18 protein-coding genes, 1 tRNA gene and 1 pseudogene are annotated in these 20,746 nt (G+C 74.3%); 13 read left to right on the top strand and 7 right to left on the bottom strand.

The window, feature by feature from the left end; all coding sequences use genetic code 11:
* Positions 1 to 49: 49 nt before the first annotated feature.
* Both BUE45_RS17675 and BUE45_RS17670 read right to left on the bottom strand, forming a co-directional pair.
* The gene (locus tag BUE45_RS17675; protein WP_073380445.1) at positions 50 to 229 is read right to left on the bottom strand and encodes a hypothetical protein; all 180 of its coding nucleotides are present in this window, start codon (positions 227 to 229) and stop codon (positions 50 to 52) included.
* Positions 226 to 1,239, bottom strand: a complete 1,014-nt coding sequence (locus BUE45_RS17670; protein ID WP_073380444.1) for a LacI family DNA-binding transcriptional regulator — start codon at positions 1,237 to 1,239, stop codon at positions 226 to 228. The genes BUE45_RS17675 and BUE45_RS17670 overlap by 4 nt, the downstream gene beginning before the upstream one ends.
* Before the next feature lie 153 nt (positions 1,240 to 1,392).
* Here BUE45_RS17670 and BUE45_RS17665 point away from each other — a divergent pair.
* The 5 genes and pseudogenes from BUE45_RS17665 to BUE45_RS17645 form a co-directional block, all read left to right on the top strand.
* Positions 1,393 to 3,090: pseudogene (locus BUE45_RS17665) on the top strand (HAD-IA family hydrolase); the annotation flags it as partial.
* A gap of 55 nt (positions 3,091 to 3,145) precedes the next feature.
* Positions 3,146 to 4,078 carry a DUF8171 family membrane protein gene (locus BUE45_RS17660; protein WP_073380442.1) on the top strand — a complete coding sequence of 311 codons (933 nt, stop codon included), beginning with the start codon at positions 3,146 to 3,148 and terminating at the stop codon, positions 4,076 to 4,078.
* The gene (locus BUE45_RS17655; RefSeq protein ID WP_073380441.1) at positions 4,075 to 5,799 is read left to right on the top strand and encodes an ABC transporter ATP-binding protein; all 1,725 of its coding nucleotides are present in this window, start codon (positions 4,075 to 4,077) and stop codon (positions 5,797 to 5,799) included. Before BUE45_RS17660 ends, BUE45_RS17655 begins: the two co-directional genes overlap by 4 nt.
* Positions 5,786 to 6,640 (top strand): energy-coupling factor transporter transmembrane component T family protein, encoded by an 855-nt coding sequence (locus BUE45_RS17650; RefSeq protein ID WP_073380440.1) that lies wholly within the window; start codon positions 5,786 to 5,788, stop codon positions 6,638 to 6,640. Before BUE45_RS17655 ends, BUE45_RS17650 begins: the two co-directional genes overlap by 14 nt.
* A 111-nt stretch (positions 6,641 to 6,751) precedes the next feature.
* Positions 6,752 to 6,824, top strand: a tRNA-Ala gene (locus BUE45_RS17645).
* Positions 6,825 to 7,440: 616 nt separating this feature from the next.
* On the opposite strand, the gene BUE45_RS17640 is transcribed toward BUE45_RS17645, so the two are convergent.
* Entirely contained in the window at positions 7,441 to 8,388 is a 948-nt protein-coding gene (locus BUE45_RS17640; RefSeq protein WP_073380439.1) for an AraC family transcriptional regulator, read from the bottom strand.
* Between the two features lie 112 nt (positions 8,389 to 8,500).
* Here BUE45_RS17640 and BUE45_RS17635 point away from each other — a divergent pair, with 112 nt between their 5' ends.
* Together BUE45_RS17635 and BUE45_RS17630 are read left to right on the top strand one after the other, a co-directional pair.
* On the top strand, positions 8,501 to 9,301 hold the full coding sequence (locus tag BUE45_RS17635) for an NAD(P)H-dependent oxidoreductase (RefSeq protein ID WP_073380438.1): 801 nt from the start codon (positions 8,501 to 8,503) through the stop codon (positions 9,299 to 9,301).
* A 197-nt stretch (positions 9,302 to 9,498) separates the two neighbouring features.
* Complete coding sequence (locus BUE45_RS17630) at positions 9,499 to 9,888, top strand: hypothetical protein (protein WP_245833319.1); 390 nt, start codon at positions 9,499 to 9,501, stop codon at positions 9,886 to 9,888.
* Between the two features lies 1 nt (position 9,889).
* On the opposite strand, the gene BUE45_RS17625 is transcribed toward BUE45_RS17630, so the two are convergent.
* The gene (locus BUE45_RS17625; protein ID WP_073380437.1) at positions 9,890 to 10,567 is read right to left on the bottom strand and encodes a hypothetical protein; all 678 of its coding nucleotides are present in this window, start codon (positions 10,565 to 10,567) and stop codon (positions 9,890 to 9,892) included.
* 114 nt (positions 10,568 to 10,681) lie between these two features.
* Here BUE45_RS17625 and BUE45_RS17620 point away from each other — a divergent pair, with 114 nt between their 5' ends.
* The 3 genes from BUE45_RS17620 (at position 10,682) to BUE45_RS17610 (ending at position 13,622) form a co-directional block, all read left to right on the top strand.
* Positions 10,682 to 11,032, top strand: coding sequence for an ArsR/SmtB family transcription factor (locus BUE45_RS17620; RefSeq protein WP_073380436.1), 351 nt, complete (start codon positions 10,682 to 10,684; stop codon positions 11,030 to 11,032).
* Complete coding sequence (locus BUE45_RS17615) at positions 11,029 to 11,502, top strand: SRPBCC family protein (protein WP_073380435.1); 474 nt, start codon at positions 11,029 to 11,031, stop codon at positions 11,500 to 11,502. The genes BUE45_RS17620 and BUE45_RS17615 overlap by 4 nt, the downstream gene beginning before the upstream one ends.
* Before the next feature lie 65 nt (positions 11,503 to 11,567).
* Positions 11,568 to 13,622 (top strand): ATP-dependent DNA helicase, encoded by a 2,055-nt coding sequence (locus BUE45_RS17610; RefSeq protein ID WP_073380434.1) that lies wholly within the window; start codon positions 11,568 to 11,570, stop codon positions 13,620 to 13,622.
* 57 nt (positions 13,623 to 13,679) lie between these two features.
* On the opposite strand, the gene BUE45_RS17605 is transcribed toward BUE45_RS17610, so the two are convergent.
* Together BUE45_RS17605 and BUE45_RS17600 are read right to left on the bottom strand one after the other, a co-directional pair.
* Positions 13,680 to 14,204, bottom strand: coding sequence for a DUF6315 family protein (locus BUE45_RS17605; RefSeq protein ID WP_073380433.1), 525 nt, complete (start codon positions 14,202 to 14,204; stop codon positions 13,680 to 13,682).
* Between the two features lie 277 nt (positions 14,205 to 14,481).
* Complete coding sequence (locus BUE45_RS17600) at positions 14,482 to 14,826, bottom strand: hypothetical protein (protein WP_073380432.1); 345 nt, start codon at positions 14,824 to 14,826, stop codon at positions 14,482 to 14,484.
* A 177-nt stretch (positions 14,827 to 15,003) separates the two neighbouring features.
* Here BUE45_RS17600 and BUE45_RS17595 point away from each other — a divergent pair, with 177 nt between their 5' ends.
* A complete protein-coding gene (locus tag BUE45_RS17595; protein ID WP_073380431.1) occupies positions 15,004 to 16,527 on the top strand; it encodes a hypothetical protein in 1,524 nt (507 codons plus the stop codon).
* Positions 16,528 to 16,817: 290 nt separating this feature from the next.
* Here BUE45_RS17595 and BUE45_RS17590 read toward each other — a convergent pair whose 3' ends face one another.
* Positions 16,818 to 17,618 carry a glutamate racemase gene (locus BUE45_RS17590; RefSeq protein ID WP_245833318.1) on the bottom strand — a complete coding sequence of 267 codons (801 nt, stop codon included), beginning with the start codon at positions 17,616 to 17,618 and terminating at the stop codon, positions 16,818 to 16,820.
* A 232-nt stretch (positions 17,619 to 17,850) separates the two neighbouring features.
* Between BUE45_RS17590 and BUE45_RS17585 the strand changes: the two genes are divergently transcribed.
* The gene (locus BUE45_RS17585) at positions 17,851 to 19,299 is read left to right on the top strand and encodes an FAD-binding oxidoreductase (protein ID WP_073380429.1); all 1,449 of its coding nucleotides are present in this window, start codon (positions 17,851 to 17,853) and stop codon (positions 19,297 to 19,299) included.
* A gap of 66 nt (positions 19,300 to 19,365) precedes the next feature.
* Entirely contained in the window at positions 19,366 to 20,655 is a 1,290-nt protein-coding gene (locus BUE45_RS17580) for an SAM-dependent methyltransferase (RefSeq protein WP_073380428.1), read from the top strand.
* Positions 20,656 to 20,746 lie beyond the last annotated feature (91 nt).

Below are 20,746 nucleotides of genomic sequence, written 5' to 3'. Positions count from 1 at the left end.
GCCGGCGCGCAGCGGTGGGGACCGGGGTCCGCGGGGGCGGCCGCGGTCCTCACGGGTGCGCGTCGACGAACTCCAGCAGGCCGGGATCGCCCGAGACCAGGCGGTCCATCTCCTCGCCGCCGTCGCACCGGCACAGCGACACCGTCACCTCGGAGTCCGTGCGCGCGACCACCCGCCACACGCCGCCGTGCTCCTCCCAGCGCCGCAGGACCTGGACCGGATCCGTCATGGCGTACCGCCTCCCCGCCGTTGCCCGGGCGGTGCGGTGGAGTCCCGCACCACCAGTGCCGGGGCCAGGACCTCGTGCCTGTCCCCGGTCCGGCCGCCCATGCGCTCCCACAGCAGTTCGGTGGCCAGCCTCCCCATGATCGCGCGCGGCTGGTCGACGCTGGTGAGCCGGGGCCGGGTCACCTCCGCCAGCGACGTGTTGTCGTAGCCCACCACCGAGACCTCCGGCCGGGCGTGGTCCAGCACCGCCAGCGCCGCCAGGTCGTTGACCGCGAACACCGCGCCGGGCCCGTGCGCCAGCAGTGCCGCCGCCGCTCGCTCGCGGTCCTCGCCCACCGGGTGCACCAGCATCCCGTCGGCCAGCCCCGCCTCCCGCATGGTGTCCCGGTACCCCTCCTCGCGGGAGAGCGACGACGGGCTGCCGCTGCCGGACAGGTGCCCGATCCGCGTGTGGCCCAGCTCCAGCAGGTGCCGGACCGCCGCCCGCGCCCCCGCCTCGTCGTCGTTGGCGACGGTGTCCACCCCCGGGGCGAACTCCCGGGGCCGGCCCACCATCACCACCGGCACCCGGCGCGCGGCCTCGGCCAGGGCCGCGGGCCCCACCCAGGAGCTCACCACCACGACCCCGTCCACGTTGAGCTGGAGCAGCGAGTCCAGCTGGCGCTCCAGCCGCACCCGGTCCCGGCGGCCGTGCGCCAGCAGCACCGTGAACCCGCGCGCCTCCGCCGCCGCCTCCACCCCCGCCACGACCTCCGTGTGGTACGGGTTGGCCAGGTCGGTGAGCAGCACTCCCAGGATCATCGTGCGCCCCTGCACCAGCCCGCGCGCCAGCCGGTTGGAGCGGTAGCCGAGCCGGTCGGCGGCGGCCATGATGCGCGCCCCCGTCGCTTCGCTCACGCCCGGGTCACCGCGCAGCGCCAGCGACACCAGGGATTTGGACACCCCGGCGGCGGCGGCCACGTCGACGATGGTGGGGCGGCGTCCGGGTCGGGTTCCTGTCACGCCGACCATTGTGTCCTGGATCGGAGTGATCCGCCCGCCCCGGACTGGAACGTTCCAGACCCGTTTCCCGACCGGCCACCGAACGGCCTCCCCACGGCTCGGACCCCTGCCTACCGTCACCGGTGAACGCACCTTCCGCCCCCGTGACCCGCAGGAGAGACCTTGGACCCGACCCCCGCGCTGAGCCGACGCCCCGACGCCCTGCTGCTGGACTTCGGCGGCGTCGTCTTCCAGACCCGCAAACTCCCCGGGGGCCGCGACGCCTTCGCCCTGCACCTGCGCGAGACCCTGCTGCGCGCCGGGCACGACGTGCCCGCCGCGGACCTGCGCGCCTCCCTGGACGCCGGCCTGGCCGCCCTCAAGGACTGGAAGAACGCGGCCGGGCGCCGCCGCACCCCCCGCGAGCTGACCCACCGCGAGATCTGGACGGACTTCCTCGCCTCCGACCTGCCCGACCCGGTCCGGGAGACCCTCGCAGGCAGCGCGGGCCCCCTGCTCGCCGACATGTCCACCCTGCTGTCCGAGCACCGCCTGCGCCCCGGCATCCGCGACCTCCTGCACGCCGCCCGCACTCTGGGCGTGCGCGTGGGCATCGTCTCCAACGCCCACTCGGGCCGCGCCCACCGGTCGCTGCTGCGCGAGGCCGGGCTCCAGGACCGGGTGGGCGTGCAGGTGTACTCCGACGAGGTCGGCATCCGCAAGCCCCACCCCGAGATGATCGCCCTGGCCGCCCGCGCCCTGGGCACCGTCCCCGAACGCTGCTGGTACGTCGGCGACACCCAGGACCGCGACGTCGTCGCCGGGCGGCGCGCCGGTGCCGCCGCCGTCGTCCTCACCCGCCACCACCACACCGACACCCCGCCCTACCCGGTCCGGGAGACCGCCGACGCCGTCTTCGACACCCCGGAGGGCCTGGTCGACCCCCTCTGGCACAGCGTTCCGGAGCAGGCCGCCGACCTCGTCCCCGCCCAGGCGCGCACCGCCGCCCCCGGCGCCGGGGAGGACGACCTCGTCCGGGTCGCCCCGCCGCGGGCGTACGGGCCCGCCGCGGCCCGCCGCGCCCTGGGCCCCGGCGGGCCCGGCGCGCTCCTGCTCGACCAGGGCGGGGTGATCGCCGTCTCCAGCGCCACCCCCGGCGTCCAGCGCGACTTCGCCGCCTCGCTCGCACGCCGCCTGGACCGGGCGGGCTACGCCACCACCACCGGGGACGTCCTGTCCCTGGTGCGCACCGGCCGCGACCGCTACCGCGACTGGAAGGCCGGCCACGACGAGGACGGCCCGATCCCTGAGATCACCCCCCGCGCGTTCTGGCACGACATGGTCGGCCGCGACCTGCCCGAGCGGGCCCGCGCCTTCCTGTACGCCGAGTCCGCCCAGCTCACCCTGGAATACGCCGACTCCAAGAGCCTGGCCCGGATGCGCACCGGCGTGCGCGAGGTGCTGGAGCACTGCGCCGAGCACGGCATCCCCGTCGCGGTCGTCTCCAACACCGTGTGCGGCCGCGCCGTCCGCGAGGAGCTCGACCGGTTCGGCATCGCCCACCTCATCGGCGCCCACGTGTACTCCGACGAGCTGGGCCACCGCAAACCCGACCCCGCCACCGTCCGCTCCGCCCTCACCGCCCTGGACGCCGACCCCGCCCGGACGTGGTTCGTGGGCGACAAGCCCTGGCGGGACACCGCGGCCGCCCGCCGCTCGGGCGTGGGCACCGCCGTCGTCGTGCGCGGCGGCTCGGCCTCCGACGAGCGCATCGAGCAGGCACTGACGGGCGGGGACCCGCTGCTGCGCCCCGACCACGTCATCGACGAGATGGGCGACCTGCTCCGGCTGTGGACGGGCGCCCCGGCGCCCCTCGCCCCCTGAGCGGTCCCCGCACCCCGCCTCCCCATCCCCCTCTCCGAAAGGTCGACCCGCGATGGCCGCCTCCCCCCAGCCCGCCGACGTCCGGGAACCGTCCCGGACCCCCGCGCTCAACTCCGGGCAGAAGCTCATGATCTTCGTGCTCTCGATGACGCTGTTCGGTCTCGCGAACATCATCACCGAGGTCCTGCCCGAGGTCCGGCTCGGCCCCGTCGAGCTGTCCGTGTCCTACCTGGCGTTCGTCCCGGTGGTCATGGCCTCCCTCTTCCACCCCCTCTACGCCGCCCTGGGAGCCCCGCTCGGCGAGATCGTCTTCGTCGACCTGCTCATGGGCGACTTCTCCGGAATCGGGGAGCTGGAGGGCTACCTCCAGATGTTCCTGGGGGTCTACATCGCCGGGTGCCTGGTCCGGGACCCGCGCCGCCGCGGCCAGCTGTTCCTGGCCGGGGTCACCGTCGTGTTCGTCGACAAGCTGCTGTCGGCCGTCGTCGACATCGGCAAGGTCATGGTCGGTGTCGAGGACGCCGAGTTCGTGCCCGGCCTGCCCGAGTCCGTCCTGCTGCTGGAGGCCGTCGGCCTCACCACCGCGCTGCTCATCAGCGGCGTCCTCTTCGGGGCCCTGCCCGCCATGGCCCTCGCACCCCGGCTGTACGGCAAGATCGAGCCCCTGCTCGGGCTGGCGCCGCGCGACCCCGCCCGCCCGCACGCCCTGGCCGAACGCGGCACCGGCGCGTTCCTGCTGCTGGCCCTGGTGCTGACGTTCGTGTCGATGATCGCCGCGTTCACCTCGGAGATCTTCGACAACTTCGGGGTGTGGCAGCCCGACTTCATCGACCTGTACGGGCAGCGGTTCCTGTGGATCGGGGTCTCGGCCGCGGTCATCGTGCTGGCCGCCCTGGTCATGGCCGTCCGGTTCGTCGTCCACTCCCGCCGCGAGCGCGCCGCCCAGGGCGCCGGCGGCGCGGACGGCACGGGGGAGGAGCGGTGAGCGGCGGAGACCCCGGCGCGCCCGCCGTCGAGATCCAGGGGCTGCGCTTCCGCTATCCGGGAGCCGGCGCCGACACCCTCACCGGCGTCGACCTGCGCGTCGAGCGCGGCGACATCACCGCCGTCATCGGCGGCAACGGCTCCGGCAAGACCACCCTGTGCAAGACCTTCAACGGCCTCGTCCCGCACTACTGGTCGGGCTCCTTCGAGGGCACCGTGCGGGTGTGCGGGACCGACACCCGCACCGCCTCCGTGGCCGCCCTGTCCCACCTGGTCGGCTACGTCTACCAGGACTTCGGCAACCAGCTGGTGCGGCCCACCGTCCGCGACGAGGTGTCCTTCGCCCCCGTCAACTTCGGGCTCGACGACCACGCCGAGCGCACCGAGGAGGCCATGGAGCTGCTCGGTGTCGCCCACCTCGCCGACCGGTTCACCTGGCAGCTGTCCGGCGGGCAGCAGCACCTGGTGGCCCTGGCCAGCGTGCTGGCGCTGCGTCCCGAGGTCGTCGTCGTGGACGAGCCCGTCGCCGAACTCGACCCCGCCCGGGCCGAGCGGATCTACGAGGCGCTCACCGACCTCAACGCCCGGCTCGGCACCACCGTCGTCGTCATCGAGCACCACGCCGAGTTCGTCGCCCGCTACGCCCGCTCGGTGGTCCTCATGGCCGACGGGGCGCCGGTGTGGCACCTGCCGGTGCGCGAGGCCCTGGAACGGCACGACGAACTCGACCGGCACGGCATCCCCGCGCCGCAGATCGCGCAGGCCGTGCGCGCCCTGGTCCCCGGCGCACCCGTTCCGCTCACCGTCCCCGAGGCCGCCCGCGCACTCGCCGGGACCCCCCTGGGCGGGGCCGCCCCCGCCCGGCCGGCACCGCCGCCCGGCGAGGCCGTCGCCGAACTCGCCGGCGTCCACCACGGCTACCGCGAGGTCGGCGGCGGCCTCACCCCCGTGCTGCGCGGCATCGACCTCACCCTGCGCTCCGGCGAGCGCGTCGCCCTGGTGGGGGGCAACGGGGCGGGCAAGTCCACCCTGCTGCGCCTGCTCACCGGCCTGAAGGTGCCCCGTTCGGGCACCGTCCGCGTGGAGGGCACCGACACCCGCGCCGTGCGGCCCGCCGACCTCGCCGACCGGGTCTGCCACCTCTACCAGCGTCCCGAGCAGATGTTCCTCAAGGACAGCGTGCGCGAGGACATCGCGATGTTCCCCCGGGCGCGCGGCGTCCCCGACACCGACCGCCTCGTGGACACCGTCCTGGAGCGCATCCGGCTGGCCGGCCTCGCCGACCGCGACGGGCGGCTCCTGTCCGGCGGCCAGCAGCGCCGGGCCACCCTGGGCATCGGGCTGGCCGTGCGCCCCGCCCTGCTGCTGCTCGACGAGCCCACCTCCAGCCTGGACACCGCCAGCCGCGACGCCGTCATCGCCATGCTCGACGCGCTCGCCGACACCATCCGCTGCACCGTCGTCGCCACCCACGACATGCACCTGGTCGCCACCTGGGCGCAGCGCGTCCTGGTCCTGGACGGCGGCCGGGTCGTCGCCGACACCGACCCCGCGGCGCTCTTCGCCGACCCCGGCCTCATGGCCGCCGCCGGCCTCGTCCCGCCCCAGGTCGTGCGGCTCGGCCTGGAGCTGGGCCTGGAACCGCCGCCGCTGTCCGTGGCCGAACTCCTCGGCCGCGGACCCGCCACCACCGGACGGAGGGCCGCCGATGGCCGCCGCTGAACGGACCCGGGACCGCAGGGAGAGGGACACCCTCTCCGTCGAGTGGGTCAAACTCGAACTCCTGCGTACCGCCTACGCCACCCGCGGCGGGCTGCTGGCCTCCCGCGACCCCCGGTTCGTCCTCGGGTGGTACCTGGTCTTCGCCGTGGTGCCCTGGCTCACCCACGACCTCACGGTGCTCACGGGACTGTTCCTGGTGTGCGCGGCCGCCGTCGTGCTCAGCCGGGTCGGGCCGCTCATCCTCGGGCTGTTCGTCTTCGGGTTCGTGCTGGAGAGCGGATACCTGCTGATCGCTTCCTGGTTCTTCGGCGGCGACCTGGGCACCGTGCTGGCCCTGGCGGAGCTGACGCTCAAACTCGCCACCGTCAGCCTCGCCAGCATGGCGGCCTTCGTGTCGCTGGACCCCGAGAAGCTGTCCGACGCCCTGCTGGCGCTGCACGCGCCCGCCATGGTCGCGTTCGGCGTCAGCTACGGGTACCGGATGCTGCCGGTGCTCATGGAGGAGTTCCACACCGTCGTCGACGGGTACCGGCTGCGCGCGGCACCGCCGCCCCCGCCGGGGTTCCTCGGATGGCGGGCGGTGGTGCGGGTGGGGACCACGGTCGTGGCGGCGTTCTACCCGCTCATGCTCAACACCGCCAAGCGCACCCGCACCACCGTCGAGGCCCTGGAGACCAAGGGGTTCACGTACGCCGCCGAACACCCGGCGGGGCGCCGCATCCGCCTCGCCCACCTGCGGGCGGACCGGTGGGACGTGCTGCTCATCGCGGTCACCGTGCTGCTGGTCGCCGCCTGCTTCGCCCTCGGCCGGGCCCACCCGCTGCCCGTGCAGCCGGGCTGAGTCCGCGGTGTCGGGCGGTGTGGGCCGCCCGACACCGCGCGGGGTCACGACGGCCTCCCGAATCCGATAGACTCGACACCGTCGGCGGCCACGACCGCGCGACACCCACCAGGGGCTATGGCGCAGTTGGTAGCGCGCCTCCATGGCATGGAGGAGGTCTGGGGTTCGAATCCCCATAGCTCCACTCGACTCTGGGACGACCCCGCTCGCGCGTGAACGCGCTCGCGGGGTCGTCTTCGTTGTGTCTGCCGGGGGGAGACCCCCCGAACCCCCCGAGGTGACCCCCTGCGGCCGGGGTCGCGGGTGTCGGTGGGGTGGGCGGGGTACTCTCTCACGACGCGGGGGCTTCGCCCCGGGGGTTGTGGTTGCGTTGCCTCAGGCCCACTCGGCTCTGGGACGACCTGGCTCGCGCGTGAACGCGCTCGCGGGGTCGTCTTCGTTGTGTCTGCCGGGGGGAGACCCCCCGAACCCCCCGAGGTGACCCCCTGGGGTCGGGGTCGCGGGTGTCGGGGCTGTTCTTCCGGGGTTCTCTTGTGTCGTGTGCGGGACGCCCTGGCCCGGCGGCCTTCGCCCGCCTCGCGTGGGCGTTTCGTCATTCCTGCCGGGGGAGGTCCCCGAAGTCTCCGCGTTGCCCCTGGGGCCGGTGTCGTGGTGATCGGCGGGGCGGGGCGCTCTCTCACGACGCGGGGCTTCGCCCCGGGGGTTGTGGTTGCGTTGCCCCAGGCCCACTCGGCTCTGGGACGGTCTTGCCCGGTGGCCTTCGGGAGGTTCTTCGGGGGCCGTTGCCGGAGGGCCTCGGATCAGGTGTGGGCGAGGGCGCGGTGGTGGCTGGGGCGGATGCCGTACTCCCTGGTGAAGGCCGCGCTGAGGGCGTAGGCGCTGGAGTAGCCGACGCGGCGGGCGATCGAGGCGAGGGTGTCGTCGTCGCGCTTGAGCAGGTCGTAGGCCAGGCACAGGCGCCAACCGGTGAGGTAGGCGATCGGCGGCTCGCCCATCAGCTCGGCGAACCTGCGGGCGAACGTCGCCCGCGACACCCGCGCCTCGTCCGCCAGCGAGCCCACGGTCCACGGGCGGCCCGGCTCCTCGTGCATCGCGCTGAGCGCCGGACCCACCACGGGGTCGGCCGCCGCCCGGTACCAGCGCGGCGCGGACGCCTCCGGGAGCGCGAACCAGTCGCGCAGGGTGCCGACCAGCACCAGGTCCAGGAGCCGGTCGAGCATCGCCTGCTGACCGGGCTCGTCCCGGGCGATCTCCGTCTCCAGGAGCTCCAGCGGAGCCGACCGGCGCAGCCCGTGCGGGACCACCAGGACCCGCGGCAGGGCGCCCAGCAGGTGGTCGGCCACCCGCCCCGTGGCGGTGTAGGAGCCGGTGAGCAGCGCGTGCTCGGCGTCCAGGCGCGTGCCGCAGGTCCGCACGCCCAGGACGATGCTCTCGTCGGAGAGGACGTTGCCCGCCTCGTCGGTGCACACGCCCGCCTCCGTCGCGACGTACAGGGGTGCGGCCCGCCCCCCGGCGTCGCTGGAGACGTCGAACGGTCGGGCGCCGGTCACGATCGCCAGGTCGCGGTTGCCCAGGCGGACCGGGGCCTCCCCCTCCGGAACGATCCAGCCGTCACCGCGCAGCATCGTGACCAGGGTCATCGACGCGCCCTCGTCGAACCGCACCGTCCACGGCGGGGACATGAGGTTGCGGCCGAGCAGCGCCCCCGCGGAGCGGATGTGCGTCAGCACCTCCGTCAGAGTGTCCATGCCGCCAGCTTAGACGATGGCGTATCCGGTTGAGCCGTTCGGATATTCAACGTCTCACCCCCGCGCGCTTGAATGGGTCCGACCAGCCGGTCCGAGCACGAGAAGGTGGCCCATGACGATCATCCATCCGCCGCAGCCCCGCACCGCCCTGTGGGTGCACGCCCACCCGCGCCGGGGCTCGCTGAACGACCGCCTCTTCCGGGCCGGGACCGAGGCGCTGTCCCAGGAGTACGAGGTGGCGACGTCGGACCTGTACGCCCAGGGCTTCGACCCCGTGCTCGGCGAGCGCGACTTCGGGGAGCCCGCGGGCCGCCCGGGGAACATCGCGGCGCTGGCCGGGCAGGCGCTCGCCGCCGGCCGGGCCGCCCCGGACGTGCGGGAGGAGCAGGCCAAGCTGGCCGCCGCGGAACTGCTCGTCCTGCAGTTCCCGCTCTGGTGGTACGGCCCCCCGGCGATCCTGAAGGGCTGGTTCGACCGGGTGCTGACCGAGGGGTTCGCCTACGGCGACCTCGACCCCGAGCTGGGCGTCCCCCGCCGCTACGGCGACGGCGGGCTGGTCGGGCGCAGGGCGCTCGTCGTGGTGACGGCCGGAGAGGACGACCGCTCCATCGGCAGCCGGGGGATCAGCGGTGACATCGACTCCCTGCTCTTCCCGCTGACCCACGGCGTCCTGTGGTACGTCGGCATCGACGTGCTGGACCTGCACGTGGTCCACGACGCCGACGGCCTGGGCGCGGAGGGCGCCGACCGGGAGACCGGGCGGCTGCTCGACCGGCTCAAGGGCATCGACGCGCAGACCCCGCAGCGGTTCCGGCGCCTGAGCGACGGCGACTACCAGGGCACGCGCGCGCTGCGGGAGGACCTGCTGCCCGGCCGCACGGACCTGGGCATCCACCTGGCCGACGGCGCCTGACACCTCGCCGGGGGCGGAGGGGGACGACCGCGGCGGGGTCCCTCGCAGGGGAGGGGGCCGGGCCTCCTGCCGGGAGGAGGCCCGGCCCGGGGACCTTCGGCACCGGCCCGCGCCCGGGCCGGGTCGCTAGCCTGGCCCCGCGGAGCCGGGACGGGAAGGGGCGCGGTCATGGGGGGGCGGAGGCGGTCGCCACCGCGGTGGTGTTCGTGTGGCTGGGGATGGTGCTGGCCGTCTCGTTCCTGGAGGCGCCGCTCAAGTTCCGCGCGCCGGGGGTGACGGTGCGCGTCGGGCTGGGGATCGGCAGGCTGGTGTTCCGGGCGCTCAACGGGGTCGAGGCGGTGTTCGCCGCGGTTCTGGTGGCCGTCGCGCTCTTGGGGGCGGTGCCGGTCCCGGTCCCGGCCCTGGCGGCGGCGGGGGTGCTGGCGGTCCAGCTGCTGGCGGTGCGCCCCGGGCTGAACCGGCGCTCGGACGCTGTCCTGGCGGGGGAGGAGGCGCCCCGCTCGCGCGCCCACCTGGTGTACGTGGTGTTGGAGGTGCTCAAGGCGGCGGCCCTGCTCACCGGCGGTGTCCTGCTGCTGGCCGGCTGACCTACCCGTCGAACCGGTCCCAGGCGAGGGGGAGGTCCCGCAGGGCCGAGAGCGCACCCGGGTGCGCGGCGCCCGCCCACACGTCGAACAGCGCGCCCGAGGCGGAGACCGAGACCACCAGGTCCTGGCCGGCGTAGAGGAGGGTGGGCATCCAGGGGGCGAGGAAGGGCCGCAGCGGGACCGGGGCCAGCGCCCCCGTCACGGCGTCCGCCTGCGCCGCCGGGACGGCGGACGCGCAGGCGCCGTACCCGGAGCAGACGGCCGCCTCGTAGAGCGCGAACTGCAGCAGGAAGCCGCTCAGCGGCTCCTGCTCGGCGACGGGCTCCTCGCCCTCCACGGAGAACCACACGACCGGGTCGTCCCCGAACCCCTCCGCCGTGCGCCGCAGCTCCCACGAGAACACCCCCTGGTTCTCCTCGCCCAGCACGTGCACGGCGCCGCCGCCGGATCCGTGTGGCGGGAGCAGGCGGTTCTGCCCGCCCAGGAGCCGCGGCCGGGCCGCGGCCAACCGGTGGAACCGGGCCAGGGGGCCGGGCAGCCCCGGATACGCCCCGGTGCCCGGGGGCCGCTCGGCCGGGTACCAGCCGGCGGCGAACTCCTCCAGGGCCCGCATCGGGTCGGAGGCCGCGAGCTCCGGCCAGGAGGGTGCGCCCGCCCGCGCCGTGCCGGTCCGTGCCATCGTGGCTCCTTCCGGGATTTTCACCCGGGTGAACCGTACCGGGTGTCGCCGCCTGTCGGTGGCGTGGTCCATAATCAACACATCTGTTGATCAACAAGGAGGTTGAATAAGAGGATGGCCGACGACCCGTTGAGCCTCACCTTCGCCGCGCTGGCCGACCCGACGCGGCGGGCCCTGCTCGCCCGGCTGGCCGAGGGAGAGGCGACCGTCAACGAGCTCGCGGAGCCGTTCCCCATCAGCCTCCAAGCGGTCTCCCGGCACCTGAAGGTCCTCGAACGCGCCGGGCTCATCACCCGGGGCAGGGAGGCCCAGTGGCGCCCCTGCCGGCTGGAGACGGCCCCCCTGCGGGAGGTCTCCGACTGGCTCGGCCGCTACCGCGGCCGGTGGGAGGACCGCTTCGGGCGCCTGGAAGCCGAGATCAGCAGGATCAGGGAACAGGCACGCGAACAAGGAGAAGGACAATGAGCGACCTCGAGATCATCGCCGAGCCCGGCCGCCAGGACATCGTCGTCAAGCGCCACTTCGACGCGCCCCGCGACGTGGTGTTCCGGGCCATGACCGAGCCCGAGCACCTGGCCTCCTGGTGGGGCCTGGCCTCGTCCGAGACCGTCATCGACCGGGCCGACGCGCGCACCGGCGGCAGCTGGCGCTTCGTCGAGAAGGCCGGCGGCGAGGAGTACGGCTTCCACGGCGTCTACCACGAGGTCACCGCACCCGGGCGGATCGTGCAGACCTTCGAGTTCGAGGGCATGCCCGGCCACGTGGCCATGGAGACCCTGACCCTGGAGGAGGCCCCGGACGGCCGCACCCTGTACACCAACGTGTCCCTCTACCAGAGCGTCGAGGACCGGGACGGCATGGTCGCCTCCGGCATGGAGACCGGCCTCGGCCAGTCCCTGGACGCCCTCGACGAGCTCCTGCGCGGACTCGTCTGACCCCGCGGCGGGCCGGGCCTGTGGACGGGGCCCGGTCCGTCCCCGGCGGCCGGTACTGTCGATCCGTGGCAGATCTCCCCGACGTCCCGACCCTGCTCGACACCGCCGTGGCCGCCCTGGGCGGCACCCGGCGCGAAGGCCAGTCCACCATGGCCGCCGCCGTCGCCGACGCCGTCGACAGACGCGAGCACCTCGTCGTCCAGGCCGGAACCGGCACCGGCAAGTCCCTGGCCTACCTGGTCCCCGCCCTGCGGCGCGCGATGGACAAGGACACCACCGTCGTGGTCTCCACCGCCACCATCGCCCTGCAGAACCAGCTCATCGACCGCGACCTGCCGAGGCTGGCCCGGGCCGTCGGCCCCGGGCTGCGCCGGGAGCCCACGTTCGCGGTCCTCAAGGGCCGCCGCAACTACCTGTGCCGCAACAGGCTCACCACCGCGGCCGAGGAGTCGGACGAGGCCGAGCTGTTCGACCCCCGGCAGCTGTCCTCCCTGGGCAAGCAGGTGGCCCGCCTGCACGAGTGGGCCGAGGAGACCACCACCGGCGACCGCGACGAACTCGTCCCCGGAGTCACCGACCTGGCCTGGCGCCAGGTCTCGGTGGCGGCCAACGAGTGCATGGGCGCCCGCGTCTGCCCCTTCGGCCAGGAGTGCTTCGCCGAGTTCGCCCGCGAGGAGGCCAAGGGCGTAGACGTGGTCGTCACCAACCACGCCATGCTGTCCATCGACATGACCCAGGGCAACCACATCCTGCCCGAGCACGACACGATCATGATCGACGAGGCCCACGAACTCGTCGACCGGGCCACCTCCGTGGCCACCGGCACCCTGGCCGAGCGCACCGTCACCCTCGCCGCCAAGCGCGCCAGCCGCCTCATCGAGCCCATGGTCGCCGAGCGGCTCACCGAGGCCGGCGAGGGCCTGGCGCTGATGTTCGCCGACGCCCCCGAGGGGCGCATCGACCACATCGACGAGGGCCTGGCCGGGGCCGTGACCGTCGTCCGCGACACCGCCGCCGCGTGCGTCACCGCCATCGGGCCCTCGCCCGGCGAGCAGGAGGCCGAGGCCGCCAGCGAGCGGCGCCTGGCCCTGGCCGCCCTCACCGAGGTCCACGACACCGCGGTGCGCGTCCTGGAGTCCTTCGAGCCCGCCCTGCGCGACCGCACCGACGTCGTGTGGCTCACCAAGGCCCCGGGCCGCCGCCCCGCGCTGAGCGTCGCGCCGCTGGCCGTGGGCGGGCTGCTGCGGGAGAAGCTCTTCGGCGACCGCACCGTCGTGCTCACCTCCGCCACCCTCACCCTGGGCGGCTCCTTCGACGCGCTGGCCCGCCAGTGGGGCCTGGGCCGGGAGGTCGGCCGGGAGGAGGCCGAACGCTCCGCGGCGCCGCCCTCCGCCGGGGGCGACGACGAGGACGGCCCGCACCGCGCCGCGGGCGAGCCCCGGTGGCGGGCGCTGGACGTCGGCTCCCCGTTCGACCACGCCCGCAGCGGCATCCTCTACGTCGCCGCCCACCTGCCCCCGCCCGGCCGGGACGGGCTCTCGCCGGCGTACCTGGACGAGATCGCCGAGCTCATCGAGGCCGCGGACGGCCGCACCCTGGGGCTGTTCTCGTCGATGCGCGCCGCCCAGCAGGCCGCGGACGAGCTGCGCGAGCGCCTGGACCACCCGCTGCTGTGCCAGGGGGAGGACTCCACCGGGCAGCTCGTCCGCCGTTTCTCCGAGGACGAGAACTCCTGCCTGTTCGGCACCCTGTCGCTGTGGCAGGGGGTGGACGTGCCGGGCCCGTCGCTGTCGCTGGTGATCGTGGACCGCATCCCGTTCCCGCGCCCGGACGACCCGCTGGCCTCGGCCCGCCAGCGCGCCGTGGCCGCCCACGGCGGCAACGGCTTCCTGTCGGTGGCGGCCACCCACGCGGCCCTGCTGCTCGCCCAGGGCACGGGGCGCCTGCTGCGCTCCACCGGGGACCGGGGCGTGATCGCGGTCCTGGACCCGCGGCTGGCCACCGCCCGCTACGGCGGGTTCCTGCGGGCCTCGCTGCCGCCGTACTGGGGCACCACCGACCCCGGGGTGGCCCGGTCGGCGCTGCGCCGCCTGTCGGGGCGGACGGCCCCGGCGGTCTGACCCCGGACACGGCGACGGCCGGGCGCTCTCGGGGCGCCCGGCCGTTCCACGTCCGTGTCAGCCGCGGGTGCGGTAGCCGAAGAGCCGGACGGCGTATCCGGGGGAGTCGTCCTCGGACTCCTGGATGAACCAGCGGTCGTCGTGCTCTCCCACCAGGAGCTCGTTCCACATCATGTCGATGAGTTTGAGCCGGGACACCACCGACGCCTCGGGGTCGAGCACGATCGAGTACGCGCGGTCGGTCAGCCGCTGGGTCACCATGCCCACGGACTGTCCGTCCCAGATGGCGGGAACGGGGGCGTGGCCCACGTCGACCCCGCACAGCCGCAGCTGCTCGACCTCTTCGTCGAGGGCCTCGGCGGCCAGCGCGCCGTCCAGGCGCAGGGCGTCCTCCAGCTCGTCGCGGTCCTCGTCGGCACGCAGGTAGGCGTGGTAGGTGCGACGGTTGCAGGTGCGGCACTTGCGCCAGACGACGCACCGGGCCAGTCCGTAGGCGGACTGGGCCTCGCCGACACTCTGGTAGTCGCTCACCTCGCGAATCGTGCCGCAGTCGCAGCACAGGGCCGTGAGATCCTGCTTCATCAGAGTCCCCCCTCCCAGGTGAGTATGCGACGGATGCGGGTCGTTAGGGAACCCGTTCGGTGAGGAAGTCGCGGCAAGGACTCGTCATCAATGCCCAAAATGACCCGGTGACGGGTTTCGCGTGGGCCGGTACCGGTTCTCCACGTGTCCGTTCTCACCTTCTTCGTCCGGGCGCGTCCCCGTCCGAGGGGGCGGGGAACGGCGCCGGGAGCACACGTGAGGTGACCTACGTCTCATAGATCCGGTCGGGGGGAGGAGGGGTCGCGGCCCGCCTGGATCAGTCCAGGCTCCGGCCGTTCTTGTTGCGGGCGCTCCAGTCCCGCATCCGCTGCGGATAACCCATGATCTGCACGTCGTACACGGGGATGCCCCGTTTGGACGCCACCTTGCGGATGACCTCGGGGGAGCCGCAGCGGCGCCGGATCCACTCGCCGTCGGTGGCCACGGCCACCGCGGTGGTCTGGGTCGCGAAGGTCTCCGGCTCGACGAAGAATTCCACCCCCACCTTGCTGTCGGCGAACTCGATCAGCGCCTTGATGTCGCCGTCCTCGGTCGCCCGGTCGAACCGGGCCTTGCCCGTGCGGTTGGCCTTGCGCAAACCGAAACGGTCTCGCCATCCCATCGGTGTCCTCGTCCCCTCACGGCGGCGGCGTGGCTGAATGGCCCCGAGTCTATCCGGCCGACTTTCATGATCCGAGGCCCCGACCGCCTGTCCTGCACCGGTTTCACGCGTTTTCCGGACAGGCTCACAAGTCGGCTGCTACGTTCTGTTCCCACGGCACTACAGGGGGAGACAATGATGCCGATGTGGATGTGGGCAGGGGAGACCGCACGCCGACTCGCCGATGCCGGACAGGCCGAGCTGGCCGAGGCCGTCACCGGCCTGCCCGAGCTGGCCGAGGCGGGCGACGCCGTCCAGGTGGAGGCGGTCGCCCGCTCCGCGCTGCGCACCGCCCGCCGCCTGGTGGCCGAGGCCGGGGCGGAGAAGGCCGAGGTGCCGGGGGTGTTCGGCCCCGCCACCCTGTTCTTCCTGGCCCACTGGCCGCTGTCGGTGCGGGTCTCCGCCCTGGCCGAGGGCGGCCGGGCGCTGTCCCGCGCCGTGGCCGCCGCCGAGGACGAGCCGGGGCCGCACGTACACGGGCCGCTGCCCGTCTCCGCCCTGGAGACCCTGGCCCGCTGCCACGCCAACGTCGACGCGGCGGGTACCGCCGGCCTGCGCCGCGAGCTGCTGTCCTCGCGCAACCTCGCCGGATGGGAGCGCACCCCCGCCTGGCCCGCCTTCACCCTGGCCCGCGTGCACCTGCTCATCGACGAGGACGACCCCGGCCGGGCCGAGGCCGAGCTGCGCCGCTACGAGCACACGGCCACCGGACCCGCCCTGCTCGGCGCCGACGGCATCTTCACCCTGGTCCGCGCCCTGCGCCGCCGCGACGAGCACACCCAGGCCCTGGAGGTCCTGGACCGGATGGAGGCCGAGCTCGCCCTCGAACCGCACAACCCGCGCCGGCCCGCCCTGCGCCGCCGCATCCGGTTCGAGCGCGCCCGCCTGCTGTCCTGGCTGGCCCGCCTGGGCCAGTGCCCTCCCCGCGAGGCCGTGGCCCCGCTGCCCACCGTCGAGGAGGCCGAGGCGTACCCGTCCCTGCGCCCCGCCTGGGTGGAGGCCGTGGAGAACCTGGTGTGCCAGGGCATCGTCCGCAACGACTGGCGGCTGGGCGTGCGCGTCACCACCTGGTCCCGCTACTTCGAGCGCGTGGGCGCGCCGCGCCGCGGCGCCGAACTGGCACTGGCCGCCGCCCGCCTGGCCGTGGGCCGGGGCGCGCTGTGGGTGGCGGGGTGCTCCGCCCGCCGGGCCGAACGCCTCATCGGGGAGCTCTCCGCCACCGGGGAGATCCTCGGCGACCTCGCCGAGGTGCACGCCATGATCGCCGCGATGCCGCCGATCCGGCCGCTGGCCCCGCCCGACCGCATCCTGGACTTCCTGCGCGCCCAGCCCGCCGAGGAGGTCGACCCGGAGAACCAGGCCGAGCAGGTCAACGCCGCCCTGGTGCACCGCCCGCACGACTCCCTGATGCTCACCGCGCTGGGCCAGGTCGGCCGCACCCTCATGCTCTCCGACGCCGCCACCGAGCCCCAGTGGCGCCACGTCCGCGAGCAGCCCGGAGACCAGCGCGCCGCGCTGTCGCTGCTGGAGACCCTGCTGCACGACAACGACACCGCGGGCGTGCGCGACCTGGTCCGCACCCTGGCGGCCGGCGCCGTTCCCGGCGTCCCCGGCGATGTCCTGGCCCCCGACCGCACCGCCGAACTCGCGCCGCACCGCTGATCCGCCGCGGGTCCCGGGGCCGGTGCGCTGGATGCGCTCGTGTGGTTCGGTGCCCAGGTGCGGGAGCTGTCCCCGGGCGCCCTCCCGCCGGACGGCGCGTGGCGGTGCCCCTGCCGTGCGGTGCCCGCGGTGCCGTACGGCGGGGGCCGGCCCGGTCGGCCGTCGAGCGGCGCGGCGCGGGAGGAGGCGAGCGCGGCCGACGGCCACCGGGGGTGTCGCGGTCCGCACCGGTTCCGGGGGACCCCTTCATGGGCCGGTACGGGCGCCGCCGACCTCCACGGACGGTACGCCTAGCGGGCGGGCGAGCGCTCCCCGGCGGCCAGGGCGCGGCCCGCCGGGTAGGACAGCGCGGACGAGGGCAGCCGCGCCGGACGGCCGCTGGCCAGCACCCGCACCCGGCCCCCGCCTCCCGCCGCCGCGGCCCCGCCGATCCGGCGCAGCGCCTGCGCCGCCACGGCGTCCGCAGCGGTGAACAGCTCCACCCCGCCGACGGCGCCGGACCGCTCCCGCAGAGCCCCGGTGATCGCCTCGCCGACCAGGTCGTAGTGCGTGCACCCCAGCACGATCCCGCGCACCCGGCCCGGGGTGCGCTCCGCCGCGTAGGCCACCGCCGCGGCGATCCGCCCCGGATCGGCCGACTCCACGGCCTCCGCCAGCCCGACGCACGCCACGGGCGTCACGTCCACGTCCTGTGCGAAGGTCTCCACCAGCCGGCGCTGGTACTCGCTGCGGGTGGTCGCCTCGGTGGACCACACCGCGATCGGGGTGCCCGCCGCCGACGCCGGCTTGATCGCCGGGACGGTCCCCACCACCGGCACCTCCGGCTCGAACCGCGTCCGCAGCTCCGCCAGTCCGTGGACCGACGCCGTGTTGCACGGGACCACCACCGCGTCCACGTCGCCCCCGGCCGCCCGCACGGCGGCCTCCGCGCCCGCCAGGGCGCGCTCGACCACCTCGGCCGGGGTACGCGGACCCCACGGCATGTGGTCCGGGTCCATGGACAGGTACAGCTCGGCGTCCGGCCTGGCGGCGAACAGCGCCGCGGCCGTGGACAGCATGCCGATACCGGAATCAACGAGAGCGATGCGCACGACCCCCGATCCTATCCGCGCGTCCCGACGGCCCACACGACACGCCCGGCACCGCGTCCGCGCCCCGGCGCGCCCGGGCCGCGACACGAACGGCACATGACGAAAATGGGGTGGTCTCCTTCGTTACCGATAGGTAGAACTGAGGGGATCGGTCCGCACCGGCTCCTCACGGCCGGCCCGGCCGACGCACGCCGCGCCTCACTCGCGCCGACGACCGGGAACGGGATCAGGGATGAGTCCTCAACGGCAGGGAACGAACAGCGACACCGCCTCCGGCGGCGACACGGGCCTGGCCCGGCACATCGCGGCGGTCAACCGCCTCCGCCGCGACTACCGGTCCCTGCCCTCCGACGCCCCGGTCCGGCTGGCCAAGCCCACCTCCAACCTCTTCCGGTTCCGCGAGCCCACCTCCGCGCCCGCCCTCGACGTCTCGGCCTTCACCGGCGTCATCTCCATCGACCCCGTCGAGCGCCTCGCCGACGTCGGCGGCATGACCACCTACGAGGACCTGGTGGCCGCCACCCTCCCGCACGGGCTCATGCCCACGGTCGTCCCCCAGCTGCGCACGATCACCCTCGGCGGCGCCGTCACCGGCATGGGCATCGAGTCGTCCTCCTTCCGCGGCGGGCTCCCCCACGAGGGCGTCCAGGAGATGGAGATCCTCACCGGCTCCGGCGACGTCGTGACCGCCACCCGCGACAACGCCCACGCCGACCTCTTCCACGGCTTCCCCAACTCCTACGGCACCCTCGGCTACAGCCTGCGCCTGCGCATAGAACTGGAGCCCGTCTCCCCGTACGTGCACCTGCGCCACCTGCGCTTCCACGACGCCGCCGAGGCCATGGACGCCCTGGCCCGCATCTGCGCCGACCGCTCCCACGAGGGGCGGCCGGTCGACTTCGTCGACGGAGTCGCCTTCTCCCGCGACGAGCTGTACCTGACGGTGGCCCGCTTCACCGACCGGGCCCCGTGGCTCGGCGACTACACGGGCGCGGACATCTACTACCGCTCCATCCAGGCCAACGCCGGCGGCCCCGGCGACTACCTCACCGTCCACGACTACCTGTGGCGCTGGGACACCGACTGGTTCTGGTGCTCGCGGGCCTTCGGCGTCCAGAACCCGCTGGTGCGCTCCCTGTGGCCGCGCTCCCTCAAGCGCTCCGACGTCTACCGCCGGCTGGTGGCCTGGGACCGCCGCACCTCCTTCTCCCGGCTGCTCGGCCACTACCGGGGCCGCCGCCCCCAGGAGCCCCTCATCCAGGACATCGAGGTGGGGGTGGAGCGCGGCGCGGAGTTCCTCGACTTCTTCCACGACGAGATCGGCATGACCCCGGTCTGGATGTGCCCGCTGCGGCTCAGGGAGCCCCGCCGCCCCGGCCTGGCGCCCGACGAGCACGTCTGGCCGCTCTACCCGCTGGAGAGCGACCGCCTCTACGTCAACTTCGGCTTCTGGGGCCTGGTCGACATGAAGCCCGGCCAGCGCCGCGCCCACCACAACCGGCGGGTGGAGGAGCGCGTGGCCGAACTCGACGGCCACAAGTCGCTGTACTCCGACTCCTTCTACACCGAGGAGGAGTTCTGGCGGCTCTACAACGGTCCGGCCTACACCGGCCTCAAGGAGGCGTACGACCCCCGGGGGAGGCTGCTCGACCTGTACGCCAAGTGCGTACGCAACGGATGACACCGCACACGAACGGGAGGCGACCCGGGAGCGGGCCGCATCCGCGAGAGGAAGGGAAAGAAGAACATGCGGCTCGCCGAGATCTTCGAGCGCGTCGTGGGACCCGACGCGCCCATCCGCTTCACGGCCTATGACGGCAGCGCCTCCGGAGACCCGACCAGCGACGTCCACCTGCACGTCCGCACGCCCGTCGCGGTCAACTACCTGGCCCAGTCGCCCAACGCCCTGGGGCTGACCCGCGCCTACGTCTCCGGGCACCTGGAGCTGGAGGGCGACATGTACACCGCCCTGCGGCGCATGGCCGACTTCGTCTTCGCCGAGGGGGTCAACGTGTCGCCCCGGGACCTGGCCGCCGTCGTACGCTCCCTGGGCTGGGTCAAGTTCGCCAACCGCGTCGCCCCGCCGCCGCAGGAGGTGACCCGGGGCCGCCTCGCCGGGCTGGGCTGGCGCCATTCCAAGCAGCGCGACGCGGAGGCCATCCACCACCACTACGACGTTTCCAACGCCTTCTACGAGATGGTCCTGGGCCCTTCCATGACCTATACCTGCGCGGTGTTCGACGACGCGGACGGCGCCCTGGACAGGGTGGGGGAGAACGACGGGGCCCTGGAGGGCGCCCAGTTCCGCAAGTACGGGCTGGTCGCGAAGAAGCTCGGCCTGGAGCCGGGCATGCGCCTGCTCGACGTGGGCTGCGGGTGGGGCGGCATGGTCATGCACGCCGCCCGCGAGCACGGGGTCAAGGTGCTGGGGGTCACCCTGTCCAAGGAGCAGGCCGACTGGGCGGCCAAGCGGATCGCCCAGGAAGGGCTGTCGGAGCTGGCCGAGGTCCGCCACATGGACTACCGAGACGTCCCCGACGGCGGCTTCGACCGGATCAGCTCCATCGGCCTGACCGAGCACATCGGCTCGCGCAACCTCGACGCCTACTTCTCGTCGCTCCACGACAAGCTCGCGCCGGGCGGGCGCCTGCTCAACCACTGCATCACCCGGCACCGCAACGACCTGCGCCCGATGAACACCGACGGCGTCATCAACCGCTACGTGTTCCCCGACGGGGAGCTGGAGGGGCCGGGGAGGATCCAGTCGGCCATGAACGACGCCGGGTTCGAGATCCGCCACCAGGAGAACCTGCGCGAGCACTACGCGCTCACCCTGCGCCACTGGGGCGCGAACCTGGAGCGGAACTGGGACGCGGCGGTCGCCGAGGTCGGCGAGGGCACCGCCCGGGTCTGGCGGCTCTACATGGCCGGGTGCGTCCTGGGCTTCGAGAACAACGTGGTGCAGCTCCACCAGATCCTGGGCGCCAAGCTCGACGGAACCGACGCGCGCATGCCGCTGCGCCCGGACCTCGGCTAGGGCCCGTTCGGCGGACGCCTTCGCGGCGGTCCGCCGGGCACGCCCCGCGCCCCGGCCGGGAGCGCCGTTCGCCCGCGGCGATCCCGGCCTG

Source organism: Nocardiopsis flavescens (assembly GCF_900141985.1).
Classification (GTDB): domain Bacteria; phylum Actinomycetota; class Actinomycetes; order Streptosporangiales; family Streptosporangiaceae; genus Nocardiopsis; species Nocardiopsis flavescens.
The sequence above is the reverse complement of the archived record's forward strand: the minus strand, read 5'-3'. Positions and strand labels throughout refer to the sequence as shown.

Coding starts and splice junctions, on each gene's coding strand:
- BUE45_RS17580 (WP_073380428.1), top strand. CDS start 19,366: ATGCGGCTCGCCGAGATCTTCGAGCGCGTCGTGGGACCCGACGCGCCC.
- BUE45_RS17620 (WP_073380436.1), top strand. CDS start 10,682: ATGGCCGACGACCCGTTGAGCCTCACCTTCGCCGCGCTGGCCGACCCG.
- BUE45_RS17625 (WP_073380437.1), bottom strand. CDS start 10,567: ATGGCACGGACCGGCACGGCGCGGGCGGGCGCACCCTCCTGGCCGGAG.
- BUE45_RS17670 (WP_073380444.1), bottom strand. CDS start 1,239: ATGGTCGGCGTGACAGGAACCCGACCCGGACGCCGCCCCACCATCGTC.
- BUE45_RS17635 (WP_073380438.1), top strand. CDS start 8,501: ATGACGATCATCCATCCGCCGCAGCCCCGCACCGCCCTGTGGGTGCAC.
- BUE45_RS17615 (WP_073380435.1), top strand. CDS start 11,029: ATGAGCGACCTCGAGATCATCGCCGAGCCCGGCCGCCAGGACATCGTC.
- BUE45_RS17675 (WP_073380445.1), bottom strand. CDS start 229: ATGACGGATCCGGTCCAGGTCCTGCGGCGCTGGGAGGAGCACGGCGGC.
- BUE45_RS17660 (WP_073380442.1), top strand. CDS start 3,146: ATGGCCGCCTCCCCCCAGCCCGCCGACGTCCGGGAACCGTCCCGGACC.
- BUE45_RS17595 (WP_073380431.1), top strand. CDS start 15,004: ATGCCGATGTGGATGTGGGCAGGGGAGACCGCACGCCGACTCGCCGAT.
- BUE45_RS17640 (WP_073380439.1), bottom strand. CDS start 8,388: ATGGACACTCTGACGGAGGTGCTGACGCACATCCGCTCCGCGGGGGCG.
- BUE45_RS17650 (WP_073380440.1), top strand. CDS start 5,786: ATGGCCGCCGCTGAACGGACCCGGGACCGCAGGGAGAGGGACACCCTC.
- BUE45_RS17600 (WP_073380432.1), bottom strand. CDS start 14,826: ATGGGATGGCGAGACCGTTTCGGTTTGCGCAAGGCCAACCGCACGGGC.
- BUE45_RS17585 (WP_073380429.1), top strand. CDS start 17,851: ATGAGTCCTCAACGGCAGGGAACGAACAGCGACACCGCCTCCGGCGGC.
- BUE45_RS17605 (WP_073380433.1), bottom strand. CDS start 14,204: ATGAAGCAGGATCTCACGGCCCTGTGCTGCGACTGCGGCACGATTCGC.